Here is a 15,137-nt window from a genome sequence, read left to right as displayed (position 1 = left end):
ATTTCTGTATATTGACTATCCGGCCCGCAAGATCGCCGGTCACATCTTCAGCACTGATATTGGCTTTGTACTTGGAGAAAATCATATCCAGATTTTTTTCCGAAGCCAGCCTTGCTGCTTCCTGTTCAATATCTGCCATGATTTCCTTTTTGACTTCCGCCATCTGCTTCTGTTTATTATCAATGCGGGACTGCCAGTCTGCATCCCATTCCTGGTGATTTTCCGCGAAACTTTCCTCAGCCTGCTCAATATCCGCCTGTCCTTCACTTTCCAGACGGCTGCGGATTTCTTCCGCCGTACTGTTGGAATATGTTTCCAGTTCAGACTGTGCCTTGGCTTTGGCATCAGTCATTTCCTTCATCTCATCCTCTGTCCAGCCGGCCATATCCGCTTTTTCTCTGGATGTACGAAGTTCCATGAGCTTATGAAGTTCTTCCTTGACCTGCTCCTTCTCTTCTCCTGTCACCCCAAGAACCGTCAGCTTCATCTGGAGATTTGCCATTTCCGCTCTTTCCTCCGGTGTAAGGGTTTCCAGGGTCATGGATTGGGATTGGGAAGCATGCTTCTTCTCTATATCGCTGTAGAGCTTCTGCAGTCCTTCATTCAATTCATCTTCCTTCGCCTTAACCTTCGTTTTCAGCTCGTTTTCCGCTGCTGTACGCCTGGCTGTATCGGACAGGGCCGCATTGATTTTCTGCTGGCGGGAAGAAACTTCGATCAGTTTATTCCTCTCTGTCTGATACTGGGAAAGCAGATGATTATATTCAGTTTCCAGCTTGAAATAGGTGCTGTACTTTGGATGCGCCTTCACCAGGGTTTCCAGGTCTGCCACACCATAGCGGGTGACAGGTGCCGGAGGAGTTTCTTCTTTCTTTGTCCCACAGCCTGACAGGACCAGGGAAAAGGCAATCATCACGGAAGCAGCGGCAGCAAGGAGCGGCCTTCCGAGCATCATGGAACCCCTCCCTTACTTGCTCTGGGAAGCAGCGGAAGACTGGGATGCGGAAACAGACTTGTTCAACGCATCGGTAACTTCCTTGGTAATATCGGTACCGCCGTAAATAACAGCGGATTTATCTACTACAAGGGACAGACCTTTTTTGGATGCTACCGATTTCACAGCTCCTGTAACCTGGTCTTCCATATCTTTTTCAATAGCGGTACGCTTCTGATTGAACTGCTGCTGCATATCATTGAAAAGTTTTTCCTTGTCTGCATCAGACATGCCCTGGGATTTAGCATCAAAATCCTTCTGCATTTCATCAGCTGTTTCCTTCATTTTCTGCTGGTAATTCAGTGCCAGCTGGCCATTGGAGGAAATAACTTCTCTCTGATCTACCACGCCGATATCAGAAGAAGGAGCCGCATTAGCCGTATCTCCCATAGATACCACAGCCATCACCGCTACCGACGCAATAAATACGCCCGCCAGAGCGAAGGAAAAAATCTTTACATTCTTCTTGTTACCAAGAGTTGTCATCATAGTGCAATCCACTCCTTTATAAATTGGCAATGAGTCTCAGCCATTTGCCTTCTTCATCATTATACACATATTCCAGGGTGATGTAATTATGAATTTTATAAGAAAATCCATATTCATTATCCTTTTTCCTAAAATCCCTGTCATACCGCAGGGCAAACTTATCTCCTATGGGAACCACGCTGAAGATGTGGTTTGCATTATCTACAAAATCATATTTATAGCCTATATCCATAAAAGAGCCAAACTGATGGGTAAATCCCCCATACACATTCCAGTCCATGGGACCGGGATAGAAACGGGCTTCACCGAACACCGTATCATGTTTCCCCAGATAATGGCCCAGCATGCCCTCTACGGCTGTGTTCTTATTTCCATCCCGTCCGGCATCGAGCCATACTTCCGTCCTGATAATCCAGTGGTCCGTCAGGGCATTTACCCGAAGCTCCGCTGTTTCCCCGGAAATCAGAGTCGTGTCAGTGGCAATACCGTACTTCTGAATGAAAGAGTCCTTCTTCAGGATATCATTCATGTCAGAAGCAATAATATCCCTGTGACGGGTAACAAAATCCACCGGAAGGCCCTGGAGATGGGAAAGAGCTGTTTCTGTCTCTTCCGCTGCCCGAAGCATGAGGAGCCTGGGGATGGTGGTTTTTTCAAAAGTAAGCCTGCTGGAACGAACGATTTTTCCCTGAGGGATAAGATAAATCCGGACTTTTGTATGTTCTCCCGATTCCACCTCAAAATTAGCCTGGAACTCGGGAAGAAGCTGGGCTAAAAGATCCCGGCCCGCCGACTGGGATACACTCTCTGCCCAGCCTACGGAATCCACAGGAAGACCAACCAGCAGATTATCCATAAGCCTTGGCACATCGGCCGCATCTCGTTCCACGTAGCGGGCCGCCTCCGGGGTCAACCCACCGTAGTCGATTTCCGTATCCACCTGACGGATAATCTGCCCTACAGGCTGAAGAGATACATGAATCGCCGTATTCCTGCCATAGTCTACCGTCAGATCCTGTACCACATAGCCGATGACTACACGGTTGATTATATCCGCCAGCACCTTGTTGTATTCAGCACTGTTCAGGGCAAAGAGATTTTCCTCTTTCCCCACCAGAATTCTGTTTCCTATGGAGGAAATACTGGAAACTACTCGCTTTTCTACCGCCGGTGGAAGGTCACCGCCAGCGGCCGAAAGGTCTACATCCACTTTTTCTATAGGCGCTGCTTCTGCCGGGGTAGACAGGAGAAAAGAAGAAACGAGCAGAAGAAATCCTGCCCGTATCATCCGCCGCTTCAGTAAGGAAGAAAACATGGATCCTTCCTCCATGAATCAGAACTGGGTACCAAAGCTGAAGTGGAACTTATTCTGGTCGCCATGGCCATAATCCAGACGAATCGGTCCGATCGGCGTCTGGAGACGAAGGCCTACGCCCACAGACCAGTTAAGGGAGTCATCATCTTCATACCAGGGGATCTTACCAGAGTCAAGACTCCAGGTACTGCCCACATCGGTGAAGACAACGCCCTGTACTTTCTTGGCAATGGGGAAGCGGTATTCCAAAGTGCCGGCATACATTTTCTTACCTTTGAACTGGTCATCTTCGTAGCCGCGGAGACTGTTGGATCCGCCCAGACTGAAGAGGTTGCCGTAGGAAACATCACCGTCAATGTAGCCGCCCATAAGACGGAGAGCCAAAATGTGGCCGCTGCCCAGGTTCTTGTAGAATCTGCCTTCTGCGGTAAACTTGTAGAAATCATAATCCCCGCCAAGGCCATGGCCGCCCCACTGGGCAGCAAAGGAAATTCTCCGGCCCTTGCTGGCATTGAAGTAGTTATCACGGTTATCAAATACATGGGTGAAGGTGAAGCTGTTGGTAGTACCGAAGTTATCAAAGATAGCTTTTCTCCAGGCATTCTTCATTTCATCTCTTGATGTATAACCATAAGATGAAAAATCATCAAATTTACTCTCTGCATGACCCTGCCAGTCAAATCCGTCATGATCATCATAAGACTCTTTAGAGGATTCGAAATTGAAATAGTTTGTCCTGTATTCGTCCGTTACATGACCCCAGGTAAGGTTCCAGCCTTTTCTTCTCTTATCGTATTCGGCAATTTCATGGCCCTTGGCATCATAATCATCGTATTCATAAATACGGTTAAAAATAGATGCGCCCAGGGAATCGCCGTTATCATTGATCCAGGGATGGGTATAGGAAATGGTGTAGTTCTTGCCATTACCGGCGCCGCCGAATTCCCAGTGGAAGTTGACCTTATCGCCGGTACCGCGGAAGTTGGTATCTCCCAGTTCCACAATTCCTACAGTACCATCGGAATCGGAATAGCCTGCACCTACGGTAACGATACCGGTCTTCTGTTCAATCACATCGATTTCAATGATTACGTTATGTTCATTCTCCTTGCCGGGAAGAAGTTTCATGTTTACATCTTCGAAGTAGCCAAGGTTATACAGACGTTCCATACTGCGGCTGGCCTGGAATTTATTGAAAGGCTTGCCCTTCTTCAGCTTCAGCTCACGGGTAATGACTTTGTCTTTTGTCTTATCATTACCTACAAGAACGATGTCTTCCACCACCCCTTCAGAAATGTCTACATGAAGGGTGCCGTCGGAAGAAACATTGACGGAAGGAATGGAAACAAGCATATATCCCTGTTTCAGATACAGGTCTTCAATCTGCTTCAGTTTCTGGTTCACCAGGACAAAGTTCAATACACTGTCCTGGGGAATATCCATGACGGATTTCAGGTAATCACTGGTAAATACCGTATTTCCCGTAAAAGCTACATCATGAACCACAGGATTCGCTGCTAGCTGGTAGGTAATGCCTACCCCTTCCGGTACGGAAGCAAAGGATGGAGTAATCTGGGAAAATACGCCGGTAGATCCCAGGGATGCCACATCATTGCGGATTCCTTCTTCTGTTACCTGGCTGCCCGGTTTGCTCTGCACCAGAGGAGAAAGTTTCGTTTTAACTTCTTCCGGAATACCGGAGAAGTCTACAGAGGTGATTGTCTTGCCCACCTGTGCCTCAATAGCCTCATCATCAGCCTTGGAAAGGTACAGGGATGCATCGCCTACAGCCACAGTCTGCTGCTGGGACTGTGGAACAGCTACGGAAGGCACTTGAGCTTCCTTCCCTGTTTCATCGGTAATCTGCCCGGAAGCTCCCACCTGCTGACCGTTTTTAACACTGATCATCGCACTCTGGGACATGCCTCCCTGGCTTCCTGCCATATCCGGAGTATCTGCCAGCGCATTCACCCCGGAAAGGGCAAGCAGAACGGCTGAAAGGAGTACCACTCTTCTGCTTTTAGATGTAATCATAAATTCCTCCTCTTTTTATAGGGTTATAGAATATTCTTTTATTATATCAGAGTCAGGCCTGACCGCGAAGGGCCCTGCCCGCTTCTCCAACAACACTTTGAATTTCCCTGTCTGACAGAGCCGGTGCCGGCGCAGACCGTACCACCTGTTCTGAGCGCATAGGTGGATTTTCGGAAACAGGTGCCGGCGCAGGTGCTGTATAAACAGGCGCCGGTGCTGTCTCTTCTCTCTCCGGTACGGCAGCAGTCTGGGAAATACTGCTGTCATCTTCCTGGGAAACAGCAGCTTCCGCTTCCTGTTTCTCCGGTGTCGGCTTTTCATTAATCACCAGCTGTACCGGTTTGTCCGATTCTTCCGCTGAAGGCCCTAAAAGGCTCCAGAAAGCATTCATGCCAAGAAATACGGCAAATGCAGCACCCATGGCACCGATCCGCATCATCCAGCGGCGGACTTTAGAATTTTTATGAGTTTCATTCAGGCGCTGCATCTCAGCCTGCGCCATGATCAGATTGATTTCTCCCGTAATTTCTTTATGACTGCTGTAGGAATGTTCTGCTTTTTCAAGCCATTTTCTCACAGCCTGTACCCGTTTTACTTTATCTCCTGACATAATACCTCCCTGACAGGGGAAATCATCAAGATGACCCCTTTATTCTATAATCTATAAAGGAGAAGTATAAATGAACATCAGTAAATAACAATAAACCTTCGATTATCGTCAGATTCCTTAATCAATCGCTCATTTTTACCTATAATACACTATTTCCTGTCATGAATCAATTTGGAAAGCATGCCCCGAAGTCGGCGAATACCCCGCTTTTCCAGCCGGTACACATAAGCCGTACTGACTTCCAGTGCATCCGCCGTTTCCGCTGCAGTCTGTTCATTCAGGTATACCCTCCGGATCACATCCTGCTCTTTCATGGGCAGGCGGGATACGGCATGGCTTACAGCCAGGTTCAGTACGCTTTTATCAGCAGATTCAAAAGCCGTATCAGGGACAGCTTCAGAAAGGAATACCTTTTCTTCCTCCCCGTCTTCCAGAAGCACTTCCGATCCATTTTTCCGGAGAAAATTCAGCATCCTGCCCCGCACCCGGTGAAGAGCATAGAGCGAAAACGCCACACCCAGAGATGGCTCAAAATGTTCGACGGCCTCCATAAGGCCAACCGTTCCTTCCTGGATAAGATCCAGGGTTACTGCCTCCTGCAGCCCGTATTTCATAGCTTCCCGGAACACCAGAGGCTGATAATGCTCAATCAGCGACTGCCTGGCTTCCAGAAGCCCCTCTTCTTTATACTGTTTCCACAGTGTTTCTTCCTCTTCCCGTGAAAGTTTAGTCAGGGTAGAAAGAAAAGCTTTGTATTCTTCAAGCATCTATATCACCTAGAATTTGAAACTCCAGTCTGTCCCTACATAACTGTCATGGTTACTATTATACCACGAAGAAAGGCCTACCCGCGAGTTTAAATCATAGTGGGCGCCAATACTCTTTTCATCATTGTTCATTCCCATGGTAGCAGTGAGCATGAAATCATTGAAAATGTACTTTCCGATTTTAATGTAATAGTAGTTGTCATTGTTGTCATCTACATTGTCATAGTAGTCCGTAAGACTGGAAGTAATAGAAATCTGGTCCAAACCGATCTTATCCTGCAGGAAATCCTGAATGCCGTTGCCAAAGAGCATGGTAAGGCCGGCATTGAAGAGGGCCCCTTCCATGGCACCGTTATTATCCTTTGAATCCGGACTCTGATGAAGAGTAAGGAGCATAAGAATCTGGGTATCATTCAGAGCCGGCTCACTGTGGAAAGTAGTCTTCATATCTCCAGGAGGTCCTTCCAATTCCGCCGTAACGGCATAATGACCTACCTTAGTGAAAGCTTTGGCATGGATATCGGGAAGAAGATTCCCCGGTTCCCCTGTCCAGATGGCATTGGCATCATCCATTTTGAATTCGGTGGTATTGATTTTCACCGTTCCTTTTTCCACATTGACCCTGCCATTCACAATGGGGGTGGAAACCGGTCCCCGTACACTGATAGTTCCTTTTACCAGCATGTCATAGAGTGCACTGTTGTAAAGACGTACATTATCCCCAATATTCACATCAATTTTAGAGAGCATATCCAGAGATGTACCGCCGGAATCACCAAGCAGAGAGAATGGAATATCCACCACTGCATTCTGAACTTTCAGGGATCCTGAAACACCCGGTTTTTCAAAAGGCTCCACTTCTCCAAAAGTAAAGTCCCCATCCAGAGCTCCTTTGTAATAGGAAGAATCAATGGAAGGTGTATGGATGTGAAGTTCCCCCTTGTAGTTTCCGATCTTCATATGATCCCATGCAACATCCCCGTTCACTGTAAGACTTCCTCCGCCAAAGGAAGCACTGCCTTCCAGATGGGATTCATTGCCGGAAAAGGTAAGATTCATATTAATGGGACGAATTGCTTCATTCATAGTCAAAAGGGACAGGGAACCGTCTTTCACCGTGATCCCGCCCAGAAGGAGAGGATTATCATAGCTGCCCGCTACTGTCACATGGCCATGAATGGGTCCACTGGCAGCAGTCACCGGTTTAAAGAAAATGGCCAGCATATTCATATCTGCTTCATCCAGGTTAACATCTACATTCAGAGGTACTGCCTTATCAGTCCTGCTTCCGGTAAACAGGTTCCCCGGAAGAGTCCCCTTCATGCTGGCTCTGTAATTTCCTCTGGAAATCAGGGCATTCTGGATGGTAACTACATTATTGGCTGCATTGGCCATGAGCGACATATTATCAAAGGTAATATCCCCGTATCTGGGATTGGATAGCCCTACGGAAACATCGGCAACAGGCGCACTTTTATTCCCGGAAAGAATGACCGCTGCGGTCAGATTCCCGCCGATGGATATATCCTTTTTACCCAGCACCTGAGGAATCCAGGAAACATCCATATCTTTAGCAGCGGCCTGAATATCAAGGTCGCCCTGGCTGTTCATGGATCCCTTGGCTGCCAGAACACCGGAACCAATGGGAATATTAAATTCCCGTATGGAAAGAGCGCCGTTCATGTAGGAAAAATCAATCTTTCCTTCTCCCAATACGGCACTGCCCAGATGACCTCCCAGTACATGAGCATTAAAATTCAGATTCGGCGCATCAGTAGTACCGCTGATACGCATGCTTCCTTCCACCTGGCCGTCTACGCCGTCCACATCTTTATCAAAGAATTTCATAACATCTTTGATATTCCAGCTGTTGAACTGCAGGAACCCGTCCAAAGCTCCGGAATTGGTATTATAGCTTCCCTTCCAGGTAAAAGTTCCCTGCTTCTGACGGAAGCTGCCCTCGTCCAGAGAAATTAAACCGTTCTTGTAATGAATACCGGCGGAAACATTCCTTATGGTATTTCCCATAACCGTAATTTCTCTGGTGGAGGCCATGCCATCAAATACAGGACTGTCCGTCGTTCCTTTTACATGGCCCAGGAGAGAAAGCGTCCCTTCAATCCCTTTTCCAGGAAGCAGCCTTTCTATGCTGATATCAGTGAGAGATGTCTCCAGTTCCAGCTGATTTCCCTTAATTTTTCCGTTTACCAGAGCTGTCCCGTCATAAATGTAGCCAAGACAGTTTTCCAAAGTTACATCTTTTCCATCGTAACTGTACTTGCCGGAAACGCTCTGGAAAAGCTGGCCCATGACAGATCCACTCCAAGCATGGAAATCACCGGAAACAACGGGATTTTCCACAGAGCCGGTAAGACTGAGATCATTGGAAATCCATCCCGTAACAGGATATTCAAGACCGGCCAGTGAAAGAAGACTTTCGATTCTGGCTTTTTCTGTTTTCACGGAAAGGTTCATAGGATGAGGAGCGCCGGTGCCAATCGTGCCGGTAACCGTATGATGTCCTGACGGGCCGTCCCAGATAAGAGAAGAAATAGAAATCTGATCTCCTGTAAGAACCGCATGTCCTTCAATCGTATCAAAAGCTGCATTTTTTACATGACCTTCTTTTGCCCTGAAATCAGCTGTTCCTTCCGGCTGATCCAAAGAACCGGTCACATGGGCCTTCGCCCAAACTCTGCCGGCCAGATCTACTCCTGCCTGGGACGAGAAAGGCGATACATTTAAATCAGAAATTTCAACATCAAAATTCATGCCATTGTCGCTGTAATAACCATGGCCTGTAAAGAATCCTTCCTCTCCGGCACCGGACATATAGGGAACCGTAATCACGCCGTTTTTATTTTCTGCAGAAAGAGATAGGCTGTCCAGAGACATTCCGTCATAAGCCAGCGAAGTGCCATAAGCCGTGATCTGCCAGTTGCTTCCATCATAGCTGCCAAAACCGGAAAGTTGGCCGGTAGACATATTCTCATAGGAGAGGCCGGTTCCATCCACCGAAGCAGATGCCTTTCCAAGGGAAAGAGACCCGCTGTGATAATTTCCTTCTGCCATCACATAACCGCTTACCGTACCGGTAACAGGCGTAGAAAGCGGAAGTCCATCCAAAGTGACATGATCTGCCAGGAGGTTTACAGAGAAGTCTCCTTTCTGCACATCATAGGACCCGCGGCCTTCCACATGACCAGTTCCTCTGTCGGCTTCCAGGTGGGAAATTGTTAATTTTTCATTCTGGTACGCAAAAACAGCTTGCGCCCGTTTTACATCATATCCTTCATAGGAAAGATTTTCGCCGGTCAGCGCACCGGAAGCAGAAGGTTCATCAGTCGTTCCTGCAAAGTCAATATTTCCATCCAGCATGCCAGAAATTCCTTCATCCGGAAGAAGAGATCCTATATCCACTTGATGAAGATAGGCATTTCCCTGAAAAACGGGGCTGCCCGCCGTGGTATTCACAGAGAGATCGCCGGTGATTTTCTGTCCATTAACCAAACCTGAAATCTGGGAAAGAGATATGATACCGTTTTCAATATGAAAAAAAGCTGCTCCGTCAGCTAAAACATAGTTATCATAGCTAAGAGCAGCATGGTTAAAAGACCCGGTTACCCGGTAAGCAACGGCGCCATCACTTTTCCAGATTTTAGCCTCCGTTACTTTTCCGGTTCCATCTTCCAGAGTCAACTGATTCTGAAGCTGTGGGAAAGCATCGAGCAGAGGCTGCAGTGATTTCAAAGACAGAGGATCTGTATTCACACGGATCTCCATATGGCTGCTGTCCTTGTAATCCAAAGAACTCCTGAATGCACTGTCAAGAAATACCCCTTTCAGTCCTCCCTGAATACGGGAATTTTCATCCCAGGAAAAGGAACCATTTAAAGAAGACAGTTCAAATTCACCAGCCGCAGTTGTATTCACTTTGGCCGAACCGTTAGAGATAATGACCTGCCCGGTAAATACCCCGCTGTCCGATGAATCGGAAGGTTTAAGAAGTGTACTTACATTCCAGGTACCGTCAGCTTTCTGGGACAGGGTGAGGGATGGTTCCTCCACTGTAACATCCTTGACCACAGAAGCCACGCCGGCATCACGAATCAGATAATTATAGAGAGATGAAAGAGTCCATCCCACCGTTAAAGAGGGCGTAGTCAGCACGTCCACCCCGTTTTCATCTTTCAGTTCCAGCTTAGTAAATGAAAGATTGAGACTGGGATCCAGGTCTAAGGACTGCCAGGAAATGGAGCCATTAATTCTTTCTCCCAGCTTGTCTTCCAGTACCGGTTCCAGGTTCTGTACAATTATCGGTCGGATCAGGAGGTAAACAGCACAGAGCATCACAAAAATAAATGCCGCTATGCCATTCAGCCACCATTTAATTTTACTATTCAAAGTCATCTCTCCAATGTGATGAATTTATGTTTGGTTTGTTATTTTTTGAGTTCCCAGCGTCCAAATTCCTGGTTTCCGGCTGCAGTCAGGACGCCGACAAGAGAGCCGGGAATTTCTTCACTCCACTCCGCTTCGCTTTATTCATAATGATGAAACAAAGTTCATGACAGAACGGTCAGAATACAGGATCTACAATAACTAAGCAGCCCATGACAGATTGCTGATATCTGATTATTTAACTGCCTATTCCAGTCTTACTTTCCGGCTTCTTCAACTGCCTTGTTTAAAGGCGATGCAAATTCAGGATGAATGACTGCCGGAATACCCATGGCGTGTTCCAGGGTAGCCAGTCCGATGTTGTAGTTATAAAGAGCGGTGATATAGTTGGTTCTGGCTGTATTGAGCTGCAGTTCTGCATCCAGTACATCCAGGTTGATGCCTACGCCGCTGCTGTAGCGTACAGCAGCAATCTTGTAGGCTTCTTCTGCTTCAGCCACTGCTGCTTCCGTTGCACGGATCTGTTCCTTATAGGAAAGAATATTCAGGTAGTCCTGACGTACTTCCAGTTCAACCGATTCCCGGGACTGGAGAAGCTGTTCCTGGGCCACTTTCAATGCTGCATTAGCCTTCTTGACAGCTGCCTGTGTGGCGCCTCCATCCCAGAGGGACCAGCTCAGCCCCGCACCGGTACTCCATCCCTTATGCTGGAATCCGGGAAAATCCGTATCCTGCCAGTTATACCCGCCGTTGACAGAAATAGTAGGCGCATAACCAGCCTTGGCTGCCCGAAGAGCAGCATTGGCTGATTTTACCTGGTAATCAGCCTGAATCAGTTCCCAGCGGTACTTCTGGGCCATGGCAATAGCCTGATCCATGGTAATGTCAAAAGCCGGTTCCGGAAAATCTTTATCCAGGGGATTCAGCTTTGTGTTCATGGGAATGCGCATGATATTATTCAGATTTGCTTCTGCAATGTCCCTTGCATTGTCAGCAGCTATTTTGCTCTGTTTAGCATTGGCCAGAGACACATTGGAAGTCAGTACATCCAGCTTGGCCACAATGCCTGCATCAAACTGCTGCTGTACATTTTTCAGATGATTGGCGTAATCATCTACAGACATAGCCTGTACTTCGGCCAGTTTAATATCTTCCAGATAAGTATAATAAGCTTTTACTGCAGAAAGTTTCGTGTCTGCTTCTGTCATGTAGTAGTTCAGATCGGAAATGTTTTTAGCATACCGGGCTTCATCAATAGCCCCTTCCAGTCTGCCAAATGTCCAAACAGGCCAGGTCACATTCAAACCATTACTGTAGGTATTTGTCGGTGAACCATTAGAATAGGCAGAAGTTGTGCCCGACTTATTTCTGGCAAAGCTCCACGAATCAGAGAGCTGCGGATTCTTGGCAGCTGCAGCGGAGCTTACATCTGCTTCAGCTTCTTTACGCTGGAGATCTGCAATGGTAATATCCCGGTTATTCTTGATTGCCGTAGCTACAGCACCGCGAAGGTCGATATCCAGAGAAGATGCTTCCGGGCCAGCTACATCGGTCAGCGCATCCCCCAGGTTCTTCTGCATGAGCATATTGTTAAAATTTACATTTTTATCGGTACTTACCTGCTTCATCTGGGCGGCAAGAGCTTTTTCCGTAATGGACGGATCTGTAGTTACACGGGTGTCCGATCCTTTTGCCTGAGCACCCACCCCGAAAGAAAGTGCCATAACAATGGAAGCTGCCAAAATACGGTAGGTATATTTATTCATAAATTTCATCCCTTCTAGACAGGTGTCTATTAATAGTTGTATCCAAGGCCGATATATTCACCGCCGCCCCTGTTGCTGTGGGGGAAGATGGATTGTCCGGTGAGGAAGAAATGGTCATCCAGCGCATAACTTCCGCGAATCCGCATGGTCAGATCATCCGGATTGAAGAGGTCTGCTGAGAATTTCCACCGGTTTTTCTCGTAATCCACACCGGCGCCCAGCTTGTTTCTGACAATCCCTGCATGATAGCCGTAAATCCCTCTCGTCCTACCAAATACGGCATCATATACAGGATCATTTGTCAGCGACTCAATCCCCAGGAGTCCATAGGTGCCTTTACCTATGCGGAAAAACAGATTCGGCGAAAAATCATCCTTTGTAGTATTATATAACAATTCGCCCGAAACAGATACATCAAAATCGGTCTGCCCATTCATTATACCATTAATTTTACCGGAAATCTCTTTTGCATTGCCTGAAATTTCTCTGGCATTGGCAGAAGCTACTGCCAGATTATCCATAATCTGTCTGGCATTATCCACTGTTTTGCCATCTCCGTTAAGCTGGTAAAGCATGGAGTTGATCTGGGAGGTAATCCCCTCGATTTCATTGGCGGTCTGGATTCCCTGGGCGGTAAGAATAGCCAGATTCTGGGATACAGCATCAAAATTACTGATACTGTTCTTTACATTCCGCTGGGCCCCGGGATCCCCTACTACCGTATTGATCCCATCCAGCATGGTCTGGGCGGAATTGATCAGTTTATCCATTTTATCCATGGCCTGGTCAATCCCCGGTGCAGCTTTCCCCTGTACTGTCATGCCGTCAGAAAGATATCCTCTCTCCTGATGTCCGCCCGAGGCTTTAACGAAGCGGCCACCCATCACACTGGAGGTTTGGATAGAAAAATCCGCATCCTTAGGCACCTGGGCATCTTTATAAAAGCGCAGCCTCAGCACAGCTTCCCCATTTTCCACAGAAATCTTATCTACCATGCCTACTTCTACACCGGCATAATGAATAGGATTTCCCGGTTCAATGCCTTCCGCTTCTTTGAAATAGCCGGTTACATGAAATCCGCTTTTACCAAATATGACCATATTACTGAGCTGGATAATCATGGCAGCAAAAAGAATAATACCTAACAGCGAAAAAGCTCCAACCTTAGCTTCTGTAGACCATTTCAAAGAGCATCACCTTCTTTCGAAAAATCAGGATCTGAAGGCAGTCCTTCCATAAACTGCCGCACCCTGGGATCAGGAGACTGATACAGCTCCTCTGGCCTGCCAATGGCCAAAAAAGAGCCTTTATATAGAAAAGCCATGCGATCTGCAATCATCTGGGCAGATTTCAAATCGTGGGTCACCACTACGCTGGTAGCATGCATCACTTTCTGTGTATGCCGGATCAGAAGACTGATATCAGTCGAACGAATAGGATCCAAGCCTGCAGTAGGCTCATCATAAAGGATGATTTCCGGCTCCAGGGCAATGGCCCTTGCAAGGCTTACTCTCTTCTTCATACCGCCCGACAAACTGGAAGGCATAAGATTTTCAATGCCGTCCAATCCGACCAGGTGAAGCTTTTCCTTCACTATCCGGTCTATTTCTTCCTCGGGAAGCTTTGTATGCATACGAAGACCAAAAGCCACATTTTCCTTTACGTTCATCGAATCAAAAAGAGCTGAATACTGGAAAACAAATCCCATATGCCTTCTTTCCCGGTTCAGCTCCGCCTCAGTGAGGCTGCCCATATCTTTTCCATTCACCAGGACTTCGCCGGAAGTAGGTCTCAGCAGTCCGATAATCAGTTTCAGCAGTGTTGATTTTCCTGACCCGGAAGCGCCGAGAATCACCATGGTTTCTCCGTCCCTGACCGTCAGGCTTACATCCTTTAATATCTGTCTGTCACCAAAAGTCTGGTACACATGTCTGATAGAAATCATAAGGCTCCTCAGAAAAGAATAGACGATAGAATATAATTGGCCGCAAAAAGCATGATAATGGAATAAACTACAGACTGGGTAGTCGCTCTGCCGACCCCTTCCGCACCGGCAGTACAGGTCATGCCCCTGTCACAGCCTACCAATGCCACAATCATTCCGAAAATTACAGATTTAAATACGCCGATATAAAGATCTGACGGTACGCAGTATACATGGATGGAGTGCAAGAAAACATAGGAGGAAACACCATGGGAAAGGGAAGCTACCATCATGCCTCCGCCTACGCCGATAGCTACGCCAAACACATCCAGAAGAGGCAGCATGCACATACAGGCAATCAGACGGGGTACCACCAGATATCCCACCGGACTCACTGCCATGCAGCGAAGGGCGTCAATCTGTTCAGTTACCCGCATGGTGCCGATTTCCGCTGTAATAGCAGCCCCCACTCTGCCGGCCAGAACGACACCGCAGAGCACAGGACCCAGTTCACGGCCTATGCCGATTGCAACAATAGCCCCTACTGTAAAATCAGCACCGTATTTTGTCAACTCCCCGGCAATCTGTACGGAAAGCACCATGCCGGTAAATAAAAGGGTCAGTGCCACAATAGGAAAGGAAAGAACCCCCAGAGAAAGGCACTGTCTGACCGTCTCTCTTCCCCGGATAGCTGAAATTTCCCTGACCGCTGCCGCCAAAAGAAGAATAACGGCACCCAGCTGATGGAATATAGATAATGTCTGCCGTCCCAGCGATTCCAGAAATTCCATAGGTTCCTCCTTTCTCAAACAATTTCATCAATCTGCATAACGGAAA

At 47.4% G+C, this 15,137-nt stretch carries 11 protein-coding genes; all 11 read right to left on the bottom strand.

Annotation, left to right across the window (positions count from 1 at the left end):
• The coding region (locus ACI4N7_RS05425) for a hypothetical protein (RefSeq protein ID WP_439732348.1) at positions 1-955 on the bottom strand (955 nt) is incomplete at its 3' end.
• A 12-nt stretch (positions 956-967) separates the two neighbouring features.
• Positions 968-1,483, bottom strand: a complete 516-nt coding sequence (locus tag ACI4N7_RS05420) for an OmpH family outer membrane protein (RefSeq protein WP_439732347.1) — start codon at positions 1,481-1,483, stop codon at positions 968-970.
• A gap of 16 nt (positions 1,484-1,499) precedes the next feature.
• Positions 1,500-2,798: a Tat pathway signal sequence gene (locus ACI4N7_RS05415; protein ID WP_439732346.1), complete on the bottom strand. Its 1,299-nt coding sequence runs from the start codon at positions 2,796-2,798 to the stop codon at positions 1,500-1,502.
• Positions 2,799-2,816: 18 nt separating this feature from the next.
• On the bottom strand, positions 2,817-4,832 hold the full coding sequence (locus tag ACI4N7_RS05410; protein ID WP_439732345.1) for a BamA/OMP85 family outer membrane protein: 2,016 nt from the start codon (positions 4,830-4,832) through the stop codon (positions 2,817-2,819).
• A gap of 52 nt (positions 4,833-4,884) precedes the next feature.
• A complete protein-coding gene (locus tag ACI4N7_RS05405; RefSeq protein ID WP_439732344.1) occupies positions 4,885-5,442 on the bottom strand; it encodes a hypothetical protein in 558 nt (185 codons plus the stop codon).
• 149 nt (positions 5,443-5,591) lie between these two features.
• The gene (locus ACI4N7_RS05400) at positions 5,592-6,209 is read right to left on the bottom strand and encodes a sigma-70 family RNA polymerase sigma factor (protein WP_439732343.1); all 618 of its coding nucleotides are present in this window, start codon (positions 6,207-6,209) and stop codon (positions 5,592-5,594) included.
• Between the two features lie 9 nt (positions 6,210-6,218).
• Positions 6,219-10,613, bottom strand: a complete 4,395-nt coding sequence (locus ACI4N7_RS05395) for a translocation/assembly module TamB domain-containing protein (protein ID WP_439732342.1) — start codon at positions 10,611-10,613, stop codon at positions 6,219-6,221.
• 254 nt (positions 10,614-10,867) lie between these two features.
• Complete coding sequence (locus ACI4N7_RS05390; RefSeq protein WP_439732341.1) at positions 10,868-12,376, bottom strand: TolC family protein; 1,509 nt, start codon at positions 12,374-12,376, stop codon at positions 10,868-10,870.
• Between the two features lie 29 nt (positions 12,377-12,405).
• Positions 12,406-13,563 (bottom strand): MlaD family protein, encoded by a 1,158-nt coding sequence (locus ACI4N7_RS05385; RefSeq protein ID WP_439732340.1) that lies wholly within the window; start codon positions 13,561-13,563, stop codon positions 12,406-12,408.
• Positions 13,560-14,321, bottom strand: coding sequence for an ABC transporter ATP-binding protein (locus ACI4N7_RS05380; RefSeq protein ID WP_439732339.1), 762 nt, complete (start codon positions 14,319-14,321; stop codon positions 13,560-13,562). Before ACI4N7_RS05380 ends, ACI4N7_RS05385 begins: the two co-directional genes overlap by 4 nt.
• An 8-nt stretch (positions 14,322-14,329) precedes the next feature.
• The gene (locus ACI4N7_RS05375) at positions 14,330-15,091 is read right to left on the bottom strand and encodes an MlaE family ABC transporter permease (RefSeq protein WP_439732338.1); all 762 of its coding nucleotides are present in this window, start codon (positions 15,089-15,091) and stop codon (positions 14,330-14,332) included.
• Positions 15,092-15,137 lie beyond the last annotated feature (46 nt).

Source organism: Dialister sp. (assembly GCF_051885895.1).
Classification (GTDB): Bacteria; Bacillota; Negativicutes; order Veillonellales; family Dialisteraceae; genus Dialister.
This window is presented reverse-complemented; position numbering and strand designations above follow the sequence as displayed.

Bases quoted from the DNA above. Each gene is read 5' to 3' on its own strand.
- ACI4N7_RS05405 (WP_439732344.1), bottom strand. From the start codon at position 5,442: ATGTCAGGAGATAAAGTAAAACGGGTACAGGCTGTGAGAAAATGGCTT.
- ACI4N7_RS05420 (WP_439732347.1), bottom strand. From the start codon at position 1,483: ATGATGACAACTCTTGGTAACAAGAAGAATGTAAAGATTTTTTCCTTC.
- ACI4N7_RS05415 (WP_439732346.1), bottom strand. From the start codon at position 2,798: ATGTTTTCTTCCTTACTGAAGCGGCGGATGATACGGGCAGGATTTCTT.
- ACI4N7_RS05410 (WP_439732345.1), bottom strand. From the start codon at position 4,832: ATGATTACATCTAAAAGCAGAAGAGTGGTACTCCTTTCAGCCGTTCTG.
- ACI4N7_RS05375 (WP_439732338.1), bottom strand. From the start codon at position 15,091: ATGGAATTTCTGGAATCGCTGGGACGGCAGACATTATCTATATTCCAT.
- ACI4N7_RS05400 (WP_439732343.1), bottom strand. From the start codon at position 6,209: ATGCTTGAAGAATACAAAGCTTTTCTTTCTACCCTGACTAAACTTTCA.
- ACI4N7_RS05390 (WP_439732341.1), bottom strand. From the start codon at position 12,376: ATGAATAAATATACCTACCGTATTTTGGCAGCTTCCATTGTTATGGCA.
- ACI4N7_RS05380 (WP_439732339.1), bottom strand. From the start codon at position 14,321: ATGATTTCTATCAGACATGTGTACCAGACTTTTGGTGACAGACAGATA.